This window comes from Brevundimonas sp. AVps23W (genome assembly GCF_058681395.1).
Genome location: NZ_CM178738.1, coordinates 2,005,776 through 2,021,998, shown reverse-complemented (window position 1 = coordinate 2,021,998; position 16,223 = coordinate 2,005,776). Strand labels below are relative to the sequence as shown.

19 protein-coding genes are annotated in these 16,223 nt (G+C 65.8%); 12 read left to right on the top strand and 7 right to left on the bottom strand.

The window, feature by feature from the left end; all coding sequences use genetic code 11:
- Positions 1–36 precede the first annotated feature (36 nt).
- The 9 genes from eno (at position 37) to ACW177_RS09810 (ending at position 8,218) form a co-directional block, all read left to right on the top strand.
- Complete coding sequence (gene eno, locus ACW177_RS09850; RefSeq protein WP_492025546.1) at positions 37–1,314, top strand: phosphopyruvate hydratase; 1,278 nt, start codon at positions 37–39, stop codon at positions 1,312–1,314.
- Positions 1,315–1,453: 139 nt separating this feature from the next.
- Entirely contained in the window at positions 1,454–1,753 is a 300-nt protein-coding gene (locus ACW177_RS09845; RefSeq protein ID WP_492028104.1) for an FtsB family cell division protein, read from the top strand.
- 133 nt (positions 1,754–1,886) lie between these two features.
- Entirely contained in the window at positions 1,887–2,915 is a 1,029-nt protein-coding gene (pdhA, locus tag ACW177_RS09840) for a pyruvate dehydrogenase (acetyl-transferring) E1 component subunit alpha (RefSeq protein ID WP_492025545.1), read from the top strand.
- 3 nt (positions 2,916–2,918) lie between these two features.
- Positions 2,919–4,283: a pyruvate dehydrogenase complex E1 component subunit beta gene (locus ACW177_RS09835; RefSeq protein WP_492025544.1), complete on the top strand. Its 1,365-nt coding sequence runs from the start codon at positions 2,919–2,921 to the stop codon at positions 4,281–4,283.
- Complete coding sequence (locus ACW177_RS09830; protein WP_492025543.1) at positions 4,280–4,579, top strand: DUF5076 domain-containing protein; 300 nt, start codon at positions 4,280–4,282, stop codon at positions 4,577–4,579. Before ACW177_RS09835 ends, ACW177_RS09830 begins: the two co-directional genes overlap by 4 nt.
- Complete coding sequence (locus ACW177_RS09825; RefSeq protein WP_492025542.1) at positions 4,576–5,859, top strand: pyruvate dehydrogenase complex dihydrolipoamide acetyltransferase; 1,284 nt, start codon at positions 4,576–4,578, stop codon at positions 5,857–5,859. Before ACW177_RS09830 ends, ACW177_RS09825 begins: the two co-directional genes overlap by 4 nt.
- A 15-nt stretch (positions 5,860–5,874) precedes the next feature.
- Positions 5,875–6,354, top strand: a complete 480-nt coding sequence (locus ACW177_RS09820; RefSeq protein ID WP_492025541.1) for a glutathione peroxidase — start codon at positions 5,875–5,877, stop codon at positions 6,352–6,354.
- A gap of 2 nt (positions 6,355–6,356) precedes the next feature.
- On the top strand, positions 6,357–7,763 hold the full coding sequence (gene lpdA / locus ACW177_RS09815; protein WP_492025540.1) for a dihydrolipoyl dehydrogenase: 1,407 nt from the start codon (positions 6,357–6,359) through the stop codon (positions 7,761–7,763).
- Entirely contained in the window at positions 7,763–8,218 is a 456-nt protein-coding gene (locus ACW177_RS09810; RefSeq protein WP_492025539.1) for a YcxB family protein, read from the top strand. The genes lpdA and ACW177_RS09810 overlap by 1 nt, the downstream gene beginning before the upstream one ends.
- Here ACW177_RS09810 and ACW177_RS09805 read toward each other — a convergent pair whose 3' ends face one another.
- From ACW177_RS09805 to ACW177_RS09795, 3 genes are all read right to left on the bottom strand, one after another.
- A complete protein-coding gene (locus ACW177_RS09805) occupies positions 8,219–8,401 on the bottom strand; it encodes a DUF3606 domain-containing protein (RefSeq protein ID WP_026108366.1) in 183 nt (60 codons plus the stop codon).
- A gap of 80 nt (positions 8,402–8,481) precedes the next feature.
- On the bottom strand, positions 8,482–9,573 hold the full coding sequence (locus ACW177_RS09800) for a PLP-dependent cysteine synthase family protein (RefSeq protein ID WP_492025538.1): 1,092 nt from the start codon (positions 9,571–9,573) through the stop codon (positions 8,482–8,484).
- A 94-nt stretch (positions 9,574–9,667) separates the two neighbouring features.
- Entirely contained in the window at positions 9,668–12,025 is a 2,358-nt protein-coding gene (locus ACW177_RS09795) for an ATP-dependent helicase (RefSeq protein WP_492025537.1), read from the bottom strand.
- A 147-nt stretch (positions 12,026–12,172) separates the two neighbouring features.
- Here ACW177_RS09795 and ACW177_RS09790 point away from each other — a divergent pair, with 147 nt between their 5' ends.
- Positions 12,173–12,397 carry a hypothetical protein gene (locus ACW177_RS09790; protein WP_492025536.1) on the top strand — a complete coding sequence of 75 codons (225 nt, stop codon included), beginning with the start codon at positions 12,173–12,175 and terminating at the stop codon, positions 12,395–12,397.
- On the opposite strand, the gene ACW177_RS09785 is transcribed toward ACW177_RS09790, so the two are convergent.
- On the bottom strand, positions 12,378–13,097 hold the full coding sequence (locus tag ACW177_RS09785) for an SIMPL domain-containing protein (protein WP_492025535.1): 720 nt from the start codon (positions 13,095–13,097) through the stop codon (positions 12,378–12,380). The two genes, ACW177_RS09790 and ACW177_RS09785, sit on opposite strands and share 20 nt — an antisense overlap.
- 25 nt (positions 13,098–13,122) lie before the next feature.
- Positions 13,123–13,347: a ribbon-helix-helix domain-containing protein gene (locus ACW177_RS09780; RefSeq protein WP_492025534.1), complete on the bottom strand. Its 225-nt coding sequence runs from the start codon at positions 13,345–13,347 to the stop codon at positions 13,123–13,125.
- Between the two features lie 148 nt (positions 13,348–13,495).
- Between ACW177_RS09780 and ACW177_RS09775 the strand changes: the two genes are divergently transcribed.
- Positions 13,496–14,389, top strand: coding sequence for a DMT family transporter (locus ACW177_RS09775; protein ID WP_492025533.1), 894 nt, complete (start codon positions 13,496–13,498; stop codon positions 14,387–14,389).
- 2 nt (positions 14,390–14,391) lie between these two features.
- Here the strand turns inward: ACW177_RS09775 and ACW177_RS09770 are convergent, their stop codons facing one another.
- A complete protein-coding gene (locus ACW177_RS09770; RefSeq protein WP_492025532.1) occupies positions 14,392–14,568 on the bottom strand; it encodes a DUF4169 family protein in 177 nt (58 codons plus the stop codon).
- Positions 14,565–15,800, bottom strand: coding sequence for a patatin-like phospholipase family protein (locus ACW177_RS09765; protein ID WP_492025531.1), 1,236 nt, complete (start codon positions 15,798–15,800; stop codon positions 14,565–14,567). The genes ACW177_RS09770 and ACW177_RS09765 overlap by 4 nt, the downstream gene beginning before the upstream one ends.
- A 136-nt stretch (positions 15,801–15,936) precedes the next feature.
- Between ACW177_RS09765 and ACW177_RS09760 the strand changes: the two genes are divergently transcribed.
- Positions 15,937–16,176, top strand: a complete 240-nt coding sequence (locus ACW177_RS09760) for a DUF2171 domain-containing protein (RefSeq protein ID WP_492025530.1) — start codon at positions 15,937–15,939, stop codon at positions 16,174–16,176.
- Positions 16,177–16,223: the final 47 nt, after the last annotated feature.

Sequence of the window (16,223 nt, the reverse complement as noted above, 5' to 3'; positions counted from 1 at the left end):
CGGACCTGTTTTCCGCCTGAGCCAAAGAGCCGAGCCATGACCGACATCGCCGACATCGTCGCCCGCCAGATCCTCGACAGCCGGGGCAATCCGACGGTGGAAGTCGATGTGATCCTGGATGACGGCTCGTTCGGCCGCGCCGCCGTGCCGTCGGGCGCCTCGACCGGCGCCCACGAAGCGGTCGAACTGCGCGACGGCGATAAGGATCTGTGGGGCGGCAAGGGCGTGCAGAAGGCGGTGGACGCCGTCAACGGCGAGATCTTCGACGCCCTGTCCGGCATGGACGCCGAGGACCAGCGTCGTCTGGACGAGGCGATGATCGACCTGGACGGCACGCCTAACAAGGGTCGCCTGGGCGCCAACGCCATCCTGGGCGTGTCCCTGGCGGCGGCCAAGGCCAGCGCCATCTCGGCCGGCCTGCCGCTGCACCGCTATATCGGCGGCGTCTCGGCCCGCGTCCTGCCGACGCCGATGATGAACATCATCAACGGCGGCGCCCATGCCGATAATCCGATCGACATCCAGGAGTTCATGATCCTGCCGACCGGCGCCGAGACCTTCACCGACGCCCTGCGTATGGGCACGGAAATCTTCCACGCGCTGAAGAAGCAGCTGAAGGACGCCGGCCATAACACCAACGTCGGCGACGAGGGCGGCTTCGCCCCGAACCTGGCCTCGGCCGAAGAAGCCCTGAGCTTCATCACCAAGGCGGGCCAGGCGGCCGGCTATCTGGCCGGTGAGGACTTCCACCTGGGGCTGGACGTCGCCTCGACCGAGTTCTTCAAGGACGGCAAATACGTCATGGCGGGCGAGGGCAAGACCGTCGACGCCGAGGGCATGGCCGCCTATCTGGTCGATCTGTGCGAGCGCTTCCCGATCGTCTCGATCGAGGACGGCATGGCCGAGGATGATTTCGACGGCTGGCGCCTGCTGACCGAGCGGCTCGGCGACCGGGTCCAACTGGTCGGCGACGACCTGTTCGTGACCAATCCCGCGCGTCTGGCCGCCGGCATCGGCGAAGGCCTGGCCAACTCCATCCTGATCAAGGTCAACCAGATCGGCACCCTGTCCGAGACCCTGGACGCCGTCGATATGGCCCACCGCGCCGGCTATACCGCCGTGATGAGCCACCGCTCGGGCGAGACCGAGGATTCGACCATCGCCGACCTGGCCGTCGCCACCAACTGTGGACAGATCAAGACCGGCTCGCTGGCTCGCTCGGACCGGGTGGCGAAGTACAATCAGCTGCTGCGCCTCGAGGAGATGCTGGGCGACCAGGCCGTCTATTTCGGCGACGGCATGCTGCTGCGCTAAACCCGTGAATTGTCGGCGAAGAATCAGTGTTCTTTGCCGACTTTCTTACGGTCAAGCTACATTTTATTAGGCATTTTCGGGCACGGTTCCTGAGCTGTGTTTTTCGCGCTCAGAAGGAGCGTTTGTCGTGCCCGAACGGATGAAGCCGTACCGCCTTTCCATCGCCCTGCTGCTGTTGCTCGCCTATCTCGGCGTGCAGGCTCTGACGGGCGAGCGAGGCCTGCTGAGCGGATCTTCGCGCGACGCCCTGATGGGGCGTCGTGAGGATCAGCTCGCCCACCTGACCGAACAACGGCGGGACCTGGAGACGCGGGTCCGCTATCTGCGCACTGACAGCCTGTCTAAGGATTTGCTGGAGGAGCGCGCGCGCGCCGTTCTCGGCTTTTCCGACCCGCGGGACTATGTGATCCGCGTTCAGCCCCAGCCTGTTCAAGGGTGAAAACCCTCGCCACTTGAACTATTGTTACAGCCGAGCCCGGACCCCTTTGCGTTTCGGGAAGGAAGGCTGCTAAAGCCCCCTTCCGTAACGATAAGAAGGCGTCGCTCCCCGGCGCCTAGCCGGGAGATACCGGATGGCGAAAGCCTCAGCCAAAGCCGTTCAGACCACTGCGCCTGACAAGCTTTCAAATACGCCTTCGGCGTCCAAGGAGGACCTCCTCCGCTTTTACCGCGAGATGGTTCTCATCCGTCGCTTCGAGGAGCGTGCGGGCCAACTCTATGGCATGGGTCTGATCGGGGGCTTCTGCCACCTGTATATCGGCCAGGAAGCCGTGGCCGTCGGCGTTCAAGAGAGCGTCAAGCAGGGCCACGACAAGATCATCACGGGCTACCGTGACCACGGCCACATGCTGGCCGCCGGCATGGATCCCAAGGAAGTCATGGCCGAACTGACCGGCCGCATCGGCGGTTCGTCGCGCGGCAAGGGCGGGTCGATGCACATGTTCGACGTGCCGACCGGCTTCTATGGCGGCCACGGCATCGTCGGCGCCCAGGTGTCGCTGGGCACCGGCCTGGCCTTCGCCGGCAAGTACCGCGGCGATGATTCGGTGGCCTTCGTCTATTTCGGCGACGGCGCCTCGAACCAGGGTCAGGTCTACGAGAGCTTCAACATGGCTCAGCTGTGGAAGCTGCCGGCCATCTACATCATCGAGAACAACCAGTACGCCATGGGCACGAGCATCGAACGCTCGTCGTCCACGACCCAGCTCAGCCAACGCGGCGCCAGCTTCGGCATTCCGGGCGAGCAGGTGGACGGCATGGATGTTCTGGCCGTGCGTGACGCGGTCAAGAAGGCCGTCGATCGCGCCCGCGCCGGCGAGGGCCCGTACATTCTCGAGGTCAAGACCTACCGCTATCGCGGTCACTCGATGTCCGATCCGGCCAAATACCGGACCAAGGAAGAGGTGGACGAGGTCAAGAAGACCCGCGACCCAATCGACCACATCAAGACCCTGCTGGCCGCCGCCAATGCGACGGAAGACGAGCTGAAGGCCATCGACAACGAGATCAAGGCCATCGTCGCCGAGGCCGTTCAATTCGCCCAAGAAAGCCCGGAGCCCGATCCGTCCGAGCTCTATACCGACGTCTACGTGGAGGCCTGATCCGTGACCGACATCCTCATGCCGGCGCTGTCCCCCACGATGGAAGAGGGCACGCTGACCAAATGGCACATCAAGGCAGGCGACAACGTGTCGGCCGGCCAGGTGATCGCCGAGATCGAAACCGACAAGGCCACGATGGAAGTCGAGGCCGTGGATGAAGGCGAAGTGCTGGAAATCCTGGTCGCCGAGGGCTCGGAGAACGTGAAGGTCAATACGCCCATCGCGCGTCTGGCCGGTGAAGACGGCGCAGCTGCGCCCGCGCCTAAGGCCGAGGCCGATACGCCCAAGGCGACCGCCGAAGGCAAGACCGGCGATCCCGAGAAGGCCCCGACCCAGACCTCGACCCCCAAGGTCGAACTGCGCGATCCGGAAATTCCGGCCGACGCCAAGCTGGTGAAGACGACCATCCGCGACGCCCTGCGCGACGCCATGGCCGAAGAGATGCGCCGCGACGACAAGGTCTTCCTGATCGGCGAGGAAGTCGCCCAGTATCAGGGCGCCTACAAGGTCAGCCGCGAACTGCTGCAGGAGTTCGGCGACCAGCGCGTCGTGGACACCCCGATCACCGAGCACGGCTTCGCCGGCCTGGGCGTCGGCGCGGCCATGGCGGGCCTGAAGCCCATCGTCGAGTTCATGACGTTCAACTTCGCCATGCAGGCGATCGACCACATCATCAACTCGGCCGCCAAGACCCTGTATATGTCGGGCGGTCAGATCCGCGCGCCCATCGTCTTCCGCGGGCCGAACGGCGCCGCCTCGCGCGTCGGCGCCCAGCACAGCCAGGACTATTCGGCCTGGTACGCCCAGGTTCCGGGCCTGAAGGTCATTGCGCCCTATGACGCGGCCGACGCCAAAGGCCTGCTGAAGGCTGCGATCCGCGATCCGAACCCGGTCGTCTTCCTCGAACACGAGATGATGTACGGCCTCGAGTTCGACGTGCCCGAGATCGAGGACTATGTCGTGCCGATCGGCAAGGCCAAGGTCCGTCGCGAAGGCAAGGACGTCACCATCACGGCGCACAGCCGCATGGTCGGCTTCGCCCTCCAAGCCGCCGAGAAACTGGCCGAGGAAGGCATCGAGTGCGAGGTGGTCGACTTGCGCACCCTGCGTCCGCTGGACAGCGAGACCATCATCGAGAGCGTCAAGAAGACCAGCCGTCTGGTCTCGGCCGAAGAGGGCTGGGGTCCGATGGGCGTCGGCGCCGAGGTCGTGGCCCGCGTCATCGAACACGCCTTCGACTATCTGGATGCGCCGCCGCTCCGGGTGCACCAGGAAGACGTGCCGCTGCCCTACGCCGCCAATCTGGAAGCCCTGTCGCTGCCGGGCGTGGACAAGATCATCGCGGCCGTGAAGCAGGTGATGGCATGAGCCTGGACGAGAAGGCGCTCGCCATCCCGGAACAGCTGAGCCAGGTCGATCCCGCCCAGGTCACCGAACTGGCGCGGATCTGGTGGGGCGGAACCACGCCCCATATGAACATCCGCCCGGCGCTTAACGAACCGCGCCACATGGGAACGGTTCTGGCCGAGTGCGCCTGGCACTTCTCCAACGCCTACGCCCAGATGGCGGGTCTGGACCAGAAGGAGGCCTTCAAGGCCATCTGCGACGGCTGGACCGACGCCCACGCCCGCGCCGCCCTGACCGAGAAGGAAGTTGCTCAATGACCGACATCCTGATGCCCGCCCTGTCTCCGACCATGGAAGAGGGCGTTCTGGCCAAGTGGCACGTCAAGGTGGGCGACGTCGTCTCCGCCGGGGACGTCATCGCCGAGATCGAAACCGACAAGGCCACGATGGAAGTCGAGGCCGTGGACGAGGGCGAGATCACTGACATTCTGGTCGCCGAGGGCACGGAAGGCGTGAAGGTCAACACCCCCATCGCCCGCCTGAAGGACGAGGGCGGGGCGGCTGCGCCCCAGAAGGCCGAAAAGCCGGCCGCCAAGGCTGAGGAGGCCCCGAAGGCCGCACCGGCCGCCGTCGAGGCGCCCAAGGCGTCCGCACCGGTCGCTCCGGCTCCGGCCGCCCCGAAGTCGGACAATGGCGACCGCATCTTCTCGTCGCCCCTGGCCCGTCGGATCGCGGCCCAGAACGGCGTCGATCTGAAGTCGGTCAAGGGCACCGGCCCGCACGGCCGGATTGTCAGACGCGACGTCGAAGCCGCCGGCAAGGGCGCCGCTCAACCGGTCGCCGCCGCTGCAACCTCGGGCATTGCACCGCGTCAGGTGCAGTCGCTGGCCCAGATGGGTATTCCGGACGGCAGCTACGACCTGATCCCGCTGGACGGGATGAAGAAGGCCGTCGCGCGTCGCATGGTCGACAGCATCCAGAACGTGCCGCACTTCCCGCTGTTCATCGACTGCGAGATCGACCAGCTGATGGCCGTCCGCGCCAAGGTGAACAAGCTGCTGGAGCCGCAAGGCATCAAGGTGTCGGTCAATGACTTCGTCATCAAGGCCGCGGCCCTGGCGCTGAAGATGGTGCCGGAAGCGAACGCCTCCTACACCCCCGAAGGCATCGCCATGCACCACAACGCCGACGTCTCGATGGCGGTGGCGATCGACGGCGGCCTGATCACCCCGATCATCAAGAAGGCCGAGACCAAGGGCCTGGCGCAGATCGCGACCGAGTCCAAGGACCTGGCCAAGCGCGCCCGCGAACGCAAGCTGAAGCCCGAAGAGTTCCAGGGCGGCACCTTCTCGGTGTCCAACCTGGGCATGTTCGGCATCAAGCAGTTCACCTCGATCATCAATGAGCCCCAGGGCTGTATCATGAGCGTGGGCGCGGGCGAGCAGCGCGCGGTCGTCAAGAACGGCGAGGTCGTGCCGGCCACGGTCATGACCGTGACCCTGACCTGCGATCACCGCGTGGTGGACGGCGCGACCGGCGCCCGCTTCCTGCAGGCGTTCAAACCGCTGATCGAAGATCCCGTCGCGATGCTGGCGTAAGGGGAGGGTGAGGTCATGACCTCGGTCTATGACTTCTCCGCCCGCGCCATCGACGGCACGGAGGTTTCGCTGGACCGTTTTCGCGGTCAGGCGCTGCTGATCGTCAATACGGCGTCCAAGTGCGGTTTCACCGGCCAGTATGACGGGCTGGAGAAGCTGCACCGGACGTTCGCCGACCGGCCGTTCGAGGTGCTGGGCTTTCCCTGCAACCAGTTCGGCGACCAGGAGCCGGGACGGGCGGCGGAGATCGCCGCCTTCTGCGCCACCAGTTTCGACGTGACCTTTCCCTTGTTCGACAAGGTGGAGGTCAATGGGCCGAACCGGCATCCGCTCTATGCCTGGCTGACCAGGCAGAAGCGCGGTTTCTTCGGCTCCAAATCCATCAAGTGGAACTTCACCAAGTTCCTGACCGACCGCGAGGGCAGGGTGGTCGCCCGCTATGCCCCGCAGACAGAACCCGAGGCCATCAAGGCCGACATCGAGAAGTTGATCTGATCATGGCTGCTGAATTCGATCTCGTCGTCATCGGCTCGGGCCCCGGCGGTTACGTCGCGGCCATCCGCGCCAGCCAACTGGGCCAGAAGGTCGCCATCGTCGAGCGCGAGAACCTGGGCGGCATCTGCCTGAACTGGGGCTGTATCCCGACCAAGGCCCTGCTGAAATCGGGCGAGAAGTTCGAGAGCCTGAGCCATCTGAAGGACTACGGTCTGTCGGCCGCCGGCGCGTCGTTCGACTTCGACGCCATCATCCAGCGCTCGCGCGGCGTCGCGGCGACGATGAACAAGGGCGTCGCCTTCTTGATGAAGAAGAACAAGATCGAGGTCATCGAAGGCACGGCCAAGCTGGAAAAAGGCGCTGCGGCGCCCAAGGTGGTCATCGCGCTGAAGGCCGGCGGTTCGCGCACGGTCGAGGCCAAGGCGGTCATGCTGGCCGTCGGGGCGCGGGCGCGCGCCCTGCCGCAGATCGGCCTGGAGGCTGACGGCGACAAGATCTGGGCCTATCGCGACGCCCTGGCGCCGAAGAAACTGCCCAAGTCCTTCGTGGTCATCGGCTCGGGCGCCATCGGCATCGAGTTCGCCAGCTTCTATCGCGCCCTGGGCGCCGAGGTGACGGTCGTCGAGGCGGTCGAGCGCATCATGCCGGTCGAGGACGAGGAGGTCTCCAAGGCCGCCCAGAAGTCGTTCGAGAAGCGCGGCTTCAAGTTCAAGCTCGGGGCCAAGGTGACCAAGGTCTCCAAGACCGGCGCCGGCGTGAAGGTGGACATCGAGGTCGGCGGCAAGGCCGAGGCGCTGGAGGCCGAGGTCTGCATCTCGGCCGTCGGCATCACCGCCAACACCGACGGCATCGGCCTGGAGGCGCTGGGCGTCGAACTGGACCGCGGCCACATCAAGACCGACGGCCACTGCCAGACCAACGTCAAGGGCCTGTTCGCCATCGGCGACTGCGCCGGGGCGCCCTGGCTGGCGCACAAGGCCTCGCACGAGGGCATTCACGCCGCCGAATATATCGCTGGCTACAAGACCCCGAACGTCCATTCGCCCATCGCCGGCTGCACCTACGCCCAGCCGCAGGTCGCCTCGGTCGGCGTCACCGAACAGGCCGCCCGCGCCGAGAAGCGCGAGGTCAAGATCGGCCGTTTCCCGTTCCGCGTGAACGGCAAGGCCGTGGCCGCCGGCGAGATCGACGGCTTCGTCAAGGTGATCTTCGACGCCAAGACCGGCGCCCTGATTGGCGCCCATATGATCGGCCACGAAGTGACCGAGATGATCCAGGGCTATGTCACCGCCATCACCATGGAGGCGACGGAAGAAGACATCCACGGCATCGTCTATCCGCACCCGACCATGTCGGAAGCCATGCACGAGGCGGCGCTGGACGCCTACGGGCGGGTGCTGCACATCTGATGCCGTCCGTCGTCTACGCGCTTCGGCGAGACGAGGTCTGGCATTGGTACAAGAAGGCGTGGTTGCGGAGTCTTTGGCCCTTCCACGTCTTTGTGCTGATCATGCCTCTCGGCTTGATCTGCCTGTTGCGTCAAGAAGTAGGCTTCTCGTCCGTCGTTGAAGGTCTGCTGTTTGGCCTTCTGGCTTGCGGTTTCGTGGTGGCTTACCCTCAACTGAGGTATAGATCAGACACGCGGACGCTTGTGCTTGACGATCGTGGCATCCGTGCCGTTCGGGGCAAAACAGATTATTTTGTCGAGTGGGCCAAGATTGCGCGGCTGGATGACGACGGGGGCTATCTGATCATTACTGAGCGTAAACGGAACGCCTTCATTGTTCCCGCACGAGCATTTGCTTCTAAGCGCGAGCAACTGGCGTTTCGCACGTTCGCGGACGCTCGGATTTCTCAGGATTAGTCAGCGCTTCTTGCCCAGCTCCGCCGCGATGTCCTTGGTCATGCGGCCGACCTTGCGGTGGGCTGCGGTGATCTGGTCCTTGGTTACGCCCCAGCGCTTCATCCAGTATTCGACCGACTGACGCTCGGTCAGGTCGATGCGGTCCTTGTCGATGAAGCCGCGCTTGTCCTTGAGACCGGCCATGGTCGGCTCCTGTGAAGGTTCTGACCGTTGCCGGTCGCTGGGGCCTTCTTAGCCCCGTCCGTCTCGACGGAACAGGCGGTTCAGGCCTCCGGTAAGATCCCCGTTTCGAAGAAGGCGTCCAGGCGGGCCTCCCAAGGGGCAGTGTCCAGGCCCTGTGCGGCGATCCAGGCGTCGTCGAAATAGGTGGAGGCGTAGCGGTCGCCGTGGTCGCACAGGATGGACACGATTGATCCGCACTCGCCTGCGCGCGCCATTTCCTGGGCCAGTTGGACGCAGGCCCACAGGTTGGTGCCGGTCGATCCGCCGCAGGGGCGACCCAGGCGCCGGCTGAGGACGCGTGTTGCGGCGATGGAGGCCGCGTCGGGCACGACGATCATCCGATCCACCACGTTGGGGATGAAGGAGGGTTCGACTCGCGCGCGACCGATGCCCTCGATCAGCGACGGCCGGTCAAGGCTGGTCTGAACCGTCGCATCGGCCCAGTGCCGGTGAAAGACGGAGGCTTCCGGGTCGGCGACGCAGATCCGGGTGTCGTGGCGGTTGAAGCGGGCGAACCGGCCGATGGTCGCCGAGGTGCCGCCGGTGCCCGCGCCGCACACGATCCAGCGCGGGACGGGGCAGGGCTCGCGTCGCATCTGGGTGAAGATGGATTCGGCGATATTGTTGTTGCCGCGCCAGTCCGTCGCCCGTTCGGCATAGGTGAACTGGTCCATGTAGTGGCCGCCCAGCTCGTCGGCGAGCCGCTGACTTTCCGAATAGGCCTGGCCCGGGACGTCCACGAAATGGCAGCGGCCGCCGTAGAATTCGATCGCGGCGATCTTCTCCTGGGCGGTGGAGCGCGGCACCACGGCGATGAAGGGCAGGTTCAGCATCCGGGCGAAATAGGCTTCGGACACGGCGGTCGAGCCGCTGGACGCCTCGACAATGGTCATGCCCTCGCCGATCCAGCCGTTGCTGAGGGCGTAGAGGAACAGCGACCGGGCCAGCCTGTGCTTCAGGCTGCCGGTCGGGTGGCTGGATTCGTCCTTCAGATACAGGGCGATGTCCGACAGGGCCGGCATGTCCACCGGGATCAGATGGGTGTCGGCCGAGCGGTTGTAGTCCGCCTCGATCCGCCGCATGGCCCAGCTCAGCCAGGCGCGATCGACGGTAGGGCGGGCAGGGGCGGACATGGCGGACTCGGTCGTAGACGGGAAGGCGATGGCTTAGGCCAAAGCTTGGCCGCGGCAAAGGCGGATGAGGCCCGGCGCGTGGGTTTGGACCCGTTTACTCCGCCTTCTCCACGAAACTGTCGATGACCCGTTTCTCGCCCGCCTTTTCGAAATCGACCAGCAGTTTATTGCCTTCGATGACGCGGACGTGGCCGTAGCCGAACTTCTGGTGGAAGACGCGTTCGCCCTTTTTCCAGCCGGAGCCGGACTTGGGATCGGCGGTGGCGATCAGGCGGCCGTCGCCCTCGATCACGGCCTTGCGGGCGGGGATCTTGTTCGGGGTCTGGGCGGCGGTGAAGCTTTGGGCGCGTTTCCAGCCGGGGGAGGAATAGCCGCTGCCGAAGCTGGGCGCGTCGTCCCAGCGGCTCTTGGCCTCCTTCATGCCCGTCGAGGCGCCGTAGTAGCCGGTGTCGGATTGCGGATCGACGTGGGCGATGGGCAGTTCGTCGACGAAGCGGCTGGGCAGTTGCGAGGTCCAACGGCCATAGACGAGGCGGTTGGCGGCGAAGGAGATGCGGGCGTCCTGTTTGGCGCGGGTGACGCCGACATAGGCCAGGCGGCGTTCCTCCTCGAGGCCCTTTTCGCCCTTTTCGTCGATGCTGCGCTGGCTGGGGAAGACGCCTTCCTCCCAGCCGGGCAGGAAGACCAGCGGGAACTCCAGCCCCTTGGCGCCGTGCAGGGTCATGATCTGCACCGCCCCGTCGCCGTTCGGATCGTCGCTGGTCGCGCGCTCCAGATCCATGACCAGGGAGACGTGTTCCAGATAGGCCTGCAGCGTCTCGAACTGCTGCATCGACTGGGTCAGTTCCTTCAGGTTGTCCAACCGGGTCTGACCGCTGGTCCGGTCGGCCTTCTGCATGTCGGTGTAGCCGCTCTCTTCCAGCACCGTCTCCATAACCTCCCAATGGGGCGTGGTCTCGGACAGGGCGCGCCAGCGGTCGAGGTCGCGCACGAAGTTGGACAGGGCGGTGCGGGTGCGGGCCTGAAGCTCGTCGGTGTTGATCAGGCCGCGCACGGCGGTCAGGGCGGACAGGTCGTGCTGACGGGCCAGTTGCAGGATCTTCTGTACACTGGTGTCGCCGATGCCGCGCTTGGGCACATTGACGATCCGTTCGAAGGCCAGGTCGTCGTCCTCGGACTGGATCAGCCGCATATAGGCGTGGGCGTCGCGGATTTCGGCCCGCTCGAAGAAGCGCGGGCCGCCGATCACCTGATACGGGATGGCCAGCATGACCAGCCGCTCCTCGAAGGCCCGCATCTGGAACGAGGCGCGGACCAGGATGGCCATGTCCTTGTACTTCAGCCCCGGCTCGCCGGCGTGGGGACGGCGCGCGGTCTCGATTTCGTCGGCGATCAGCCGGGCCTCGGCCTCGCCGTCCCAGACGCCGCGCACCCGGACCTTGTCGCCGCTGTCGTCCTCGGTCCACAGGGTCTTGCCCAGCCGGTCGCGGTTGGCGGCGATCAGGCCCGAGGCGGCGCCCAGGATATGGCTGGTCGAGCGATAGTTGCGCTCCAGCTTGACGATCTTGGCGCCGGGGAAGTCGCGTTCGAAGCGCAGGATGTTGTCCACCTCGGCCCCGCGCCAGCCATAGATCGACTGGTCGTCGTCGCCGACGCAGCAGACATTGCCGGTCGAGGCGGTCAGCAGCCGCAGCCACAGATACTGGGCGACGTTGGTGTCCTGATATTCGTCGACCAGGATGTAGCGGAATCGGCGGCGATATTCGTCTGCCAGATCAGCATGTTTGGACAGGATGGTGATGTTGTGCAGCAGCAGATCGCCGAAGTCGCAGGCGTTCAGGCTGCGCAGGCGGGCCTGATAGGCGGCGTACAGGCCCTGGCCCTTGCCGTTGGCGAAGTCCTCGCCGGGCGGCAGTTTCTCGGGCGTCCAGCCACGGTTCTTCCAGTGGTCGATCAGGCCGCTGAGCGACTTGGGTGTCCAGCGTTTGGTGTCGATATTGGCGGCTTCCAGTAGCTGTTTCAGCACCCGCTCCTGGTCGTCGGTGTCCAGGATGGTGAAGCTGGACTTCAGCCCGACCAGTTCGGCGTGGCGGCGCAGGATCTGGGCGGCGATGGCGTGGAAGGTGCCCAGCCAGCGCAGGCCCTCGGCCGAAGGACCGATCAAATGGGTGATCCGCTCGCGCATCTCGCGCGCGGCCTTGTTGGTGAAGGTGACGACCAGCAGTTCCCACGGCTTCGCCCGGCCGGTCGCCAGGATGTGTGCCAGACGGGTGGTCAAGACCCGCGTCTTGCCGGTGCCCGCGCCGGCCAGGACCAGGACCGGGCCCTCGGTCGTCTCGACGGCCTCGCGCTGTTCGGGGTTCAGGCCCGCCAGATAGTCGCGCGCCTCACCCTCCTGCGGCGCGCGCGCCCGGGCCAGGTCTGAAATACGGGGGGCGGGAAGATCGGTCACAGGCGGGAAAAAGTCCGGTCAATCAGAATCGAATAGGGGAACATAAGGGGACCGGACGGCGATGTCAGGGCCGCCGCACAAATGAAACTGCGGAACCGCCTTGATCCACGACCTGTTCCTCTTGCGATGCAACGAAAGGCGCAGAGGATGAAGCGGCCGCCGGACCCAGGACCTGAACAGGACAGAGGCGGCTGGCGCGCCTTCGCCTTGGGCATGGTGGGGATGTTCGTCGTTATCGCCGTCTGGATCGCTCTGTTCGAGACGGGGGGAGACCCTAAGATCGAGAAGGTCCAACCCATCGGGCGGCCCATGTCCGACGCCGTTCAGCCGGAGACGCTCAGCGCCGACCCGCCTATTTCAGACTATAGGTGATGGTGGTCACGACCCGGACCTTCTTGTCGATAGAGCCGGACTCGTCGCCGCCTGAACCATCGCGCGGCAGGATCTCGAACGAGCCCTGTGTCGCCTGACGGATCGGACCGAGAGGCGTGCCGGAGTCCTTGGCGAACTGTTCTGCGCCGGTGCGCGCCGCCGCCGTGCCCTCGGCGATCATCTGGGGCCGAACGGCGTTCAGCTTGGTGAAGATGTAAGACGGCCCCTGGAAGTCCTGCAGCACCACGCCCTGACGCACGAGGTCGTTCAACGCGCGGGTGGTGGCCTGGACGCGGGCGACGTCGCCGGTGCGGACGATGACCGTCTGGGCCAGGATGAAGCGAGGGCCGCCGTTCTGGACGCCGTATTCGCGCGAGCGGGTGTCGGCGACCTCCAGCCGGCCCAGATCGACGGCGTCGGAGGGATAGCCCTGGGCCTTCAGGAACTGACGCACCAGGGCCAGGTCGCCGTCGATGCGCGCCTGGACTTCAGACAGGACCTCGCCGGAGGCCGTGAAGCGGAGCGGCAGCACCGCCAGGTCCGCCTTCACCTCACGTTCCGACAGACCGCGTACGGTCACGGTGCGGTCGCCCGCGCGAGCGTGGATCACGCCCTGGCCGATCAGGGCGCCGGCCCCGACCAGGCCGAGGGCCAGCAAGCCGCCGAAGGCGGCGGCGGGGATCAGGCGTTGGCTGTCCATGGAGGGCTCCTTTTGAAGACCCATGTTACGCCGTCGGGCCGTGCTCCGCCACCCAGGACAGGGCCAGAAGACGGCAGGCCGAGGCGAGCGGGCGGCGTCCGCGGTTCGCGTCGATATCGGCCAGAAGCTGGGCCTTGCTGAAGCCGCGCGCCGCCGCGATCCGGTCCAGAACAGCCCAGAATTCGGGCTCCAGCGCCACAGAGGTGGCGTGACCGGCCAGCACGACCGAGCGTTTGGTCAGACCGCTCATTGCGCGGTGTTCCGTCGGCGCGCGGGGATCGTGAAGCGGCTGCGCATGGCGTTCTCCTATACGGCGCAGTTTGTCACACTCGGGCGCAAGACGTGAGCGGCGCTTGTGGGGGCGCAGTGGTAAGCGGGCGTCGCCTAAGGAGCCTTGCATGAGTCGCCCCTTCACCGTTCTCGCCATCCTCGCCTGCGCCCTGATCTGGGGCACGACCTGGTTCGCCATCACCCTGCAGCTGGGCGTGGTGGATCCCATCGTGTCCATCGTCTGGCGTTTCGGTCTGGCGGCCGTCGTGCTGTTCGGCTTCTGCGCCGTGACGCGTCGGCCGCTGCGCCTGACGCGGGCCCAGCATCTGGCCGCCGTAGGGCAGGGCGCCTTTGTCTTCGCCGTCAGCTACGGCTTCGTCTATGCGGCGGAAGAGCGGGTGGCCTCGGCGGTCGTCGCCGTGATTTTTGCGGCCCTGGCCTTCGTGAACCTGGTGCTGTTTCGCCTTCTGGAGGGCCAGAAGCCGGCGGTCGGCGCCTGGCAGGGCGCGGTCCTGGGGATATTCGGGGTGGCCGTTCTTTCGTTTGGACAGTTGTCCGGGACTGGGGTGTCGGCCGGTGCTGCGCCGGCGCTGGGCATTGTCCTCGCCCTGATCGCCGTCGTCGCCTCGGCTTTCGGCAATTGGTTCGCCTGGCGCGGTCAACAGGCCGGGGCGCCGGTGATGGCGGCCACCGCCTGGGCCATGACCTATGGCACGGCCATGCTGGCGATCTATGGATTTGCGACGGGGGTGGAGTGGCGGATCGAGCCGACCTCGGCCTATGTCCTGTCGCTGCTGCACCTGTCGCTGTTCGGGTCGGTCATCGCCTTCGGCCTGTATTTCACCCTGGCGCGGCAGCGGGGGTTCGCCCTGGCCAGCTATATTTCGGCCCTGACGCCGCCGATCGCCGTTATCATGTCCGTCCTGTTCGAGGGCGCGCATGTCGGGGTGACTATGTTGATCGGCCTGGGCCTGGTGCTGGCCGGGCAGGTCCTGCTGATCCGGGCGCCGAAGGCGGCTTAGGTTCAGTCTTCCCGCTTCTGGCCGTCCAGCAGTCGCGCCGCCCGCGCCTGCTCCATCTGTGAGGCCTGCTTCTGTGACTTGGTCCGCCCATGGGCGACACGGTTGGCTGCGGCCTGGGCCTTGTCCTGAGCCTTTTCACGCGCCTTGCGCGCCCGGTTCAGGTTGATGATCTCGGTCATGGCTGTTCCTGCGGCGTTGCGCCCGGCGCGCTCTTGGGCTTCAGGGCCTCGGGCACCTGGTCGGCGGGCAGCTCGGAAAGCGGGATGGCAGAGGGAGCCTTTTCGGTCGGGTCCAGCCGCGTCCAACCGGCAGCGGACTGACCCTGTCGGCGGCCAAGATCAAACAGCGCCGTCATGGTCTTCTGGTCGAACTTCAGGCTAGACGCTTCGACATTGTCCGGAATGGCGGCCAGCGACAGGCTCATGCCGTTACGCTGGGCGAAGGCGGCCGTCGTGGCCAGATGGGTGCGTAGCGAGGCCTTGCTCATACTGTCGTAGCTTCGCATCAGGATGGCGGTCAGCCGCCCCGGCGTGACCCCGTCATTGCGTCCGACCTGCCCATTGACCACGACATAAAGCGCGCCCCCGCCCGGCTGGCCCGGGTCGCGGGTCCACAGCGACAAATTCTCCGGAATGGCCAGGAAGGGAATGTTGACACCGCCGTCGGCGTGCATCTCCATGACCACCGTCTGGTCTGGCTGAAGCCCGGCGATCAGGACCGGAGGGAAGACGGCCGGGATGCTGGCCGAGGCCACCAGCACTTCCTTGAACAGGGCGCGGGAGTTGTCGTCATTCTGGCTGGCCAGCAGGCCCATGTCCCAGATGACCGTCTCCTCGCTGTCCAGATTTGTGGTGGCGACCAGCAGGCGGCGGCCCTTGGCGTGTTCGCGGGCGATGGCCGCCAACAGATCCGGCGTGACGTTGTCATCGACCAGATTTCGCAGGGCGCTGGCGCTGAATAGACTGGGGTAGAGGAAGATCGCAAAGCTTCGCCAGCTGAGCAGGCTGCTGGCGGCGCCGCCGGTATAGGCCTGAGCCAGTTGTGGATCCCATTCGGACCCCGCGAAGGCGAAGGGGGCGGCCAGCGCGCCCGTGCTGACCCCGGTGACGATGTCGAAGACCGGTCGGTCGCCGCGCTCGGTCCAGCCGACGAGAATGCCGGCGCCATAGGCCCCGTTCGCCCCGCCGCCGGACAGGGCCAGAATCGACAGGTCATGGTTCTGTGCGAGCCGGGCGCCGACCTCTTCGGTGAAGGCTTCCAGCCGCGCCGCGTCATTGATGCGGGGGTCTTGCGCCGGCGTCAGGGCGCCGTCGGCGAACCGCAAGGGTCCCGTCGGACGCTCAAGCGTGCCGCATGACGCTACCGACAAAGCCATCGTAACGGCCAGCAGGGTCGAACAGATCCGTCTCATCCGTTGCCTTCTCTCCGGGCCGGCGAACCGCCCATTAAAGTCCCTCGCCCCCGATTACAGCAGCAAGCGCTGCGGTTTGAAACCCGCTTCATCGTCGGACGTTTTTGTGACTGGATTCAACCGAAGGACAAACGCCATGATCGACGCCACGCTTATCAAGGAACATCTCGAAGTCGTCGGATCGGACGGCGGACATGTCGGCCGTGTGGACCATGTGCTCGGCGACCAGATCGAACTGGCGAAGCTGGATCTGGCGGGCGGGTTCAAGCATCACATGATCCCGGTCAGCTGGGTCGAACGGGTTGACGACAAGCATGTCCACCTGAGCCTGACAAAGGACGACGCCAAGTCGCGCTGGACCGAGAAGCAGAATTAGGCGCCCCAGGTTTCGGCGAATTAATGAAGGCCCCGCTGTCGCCGGCG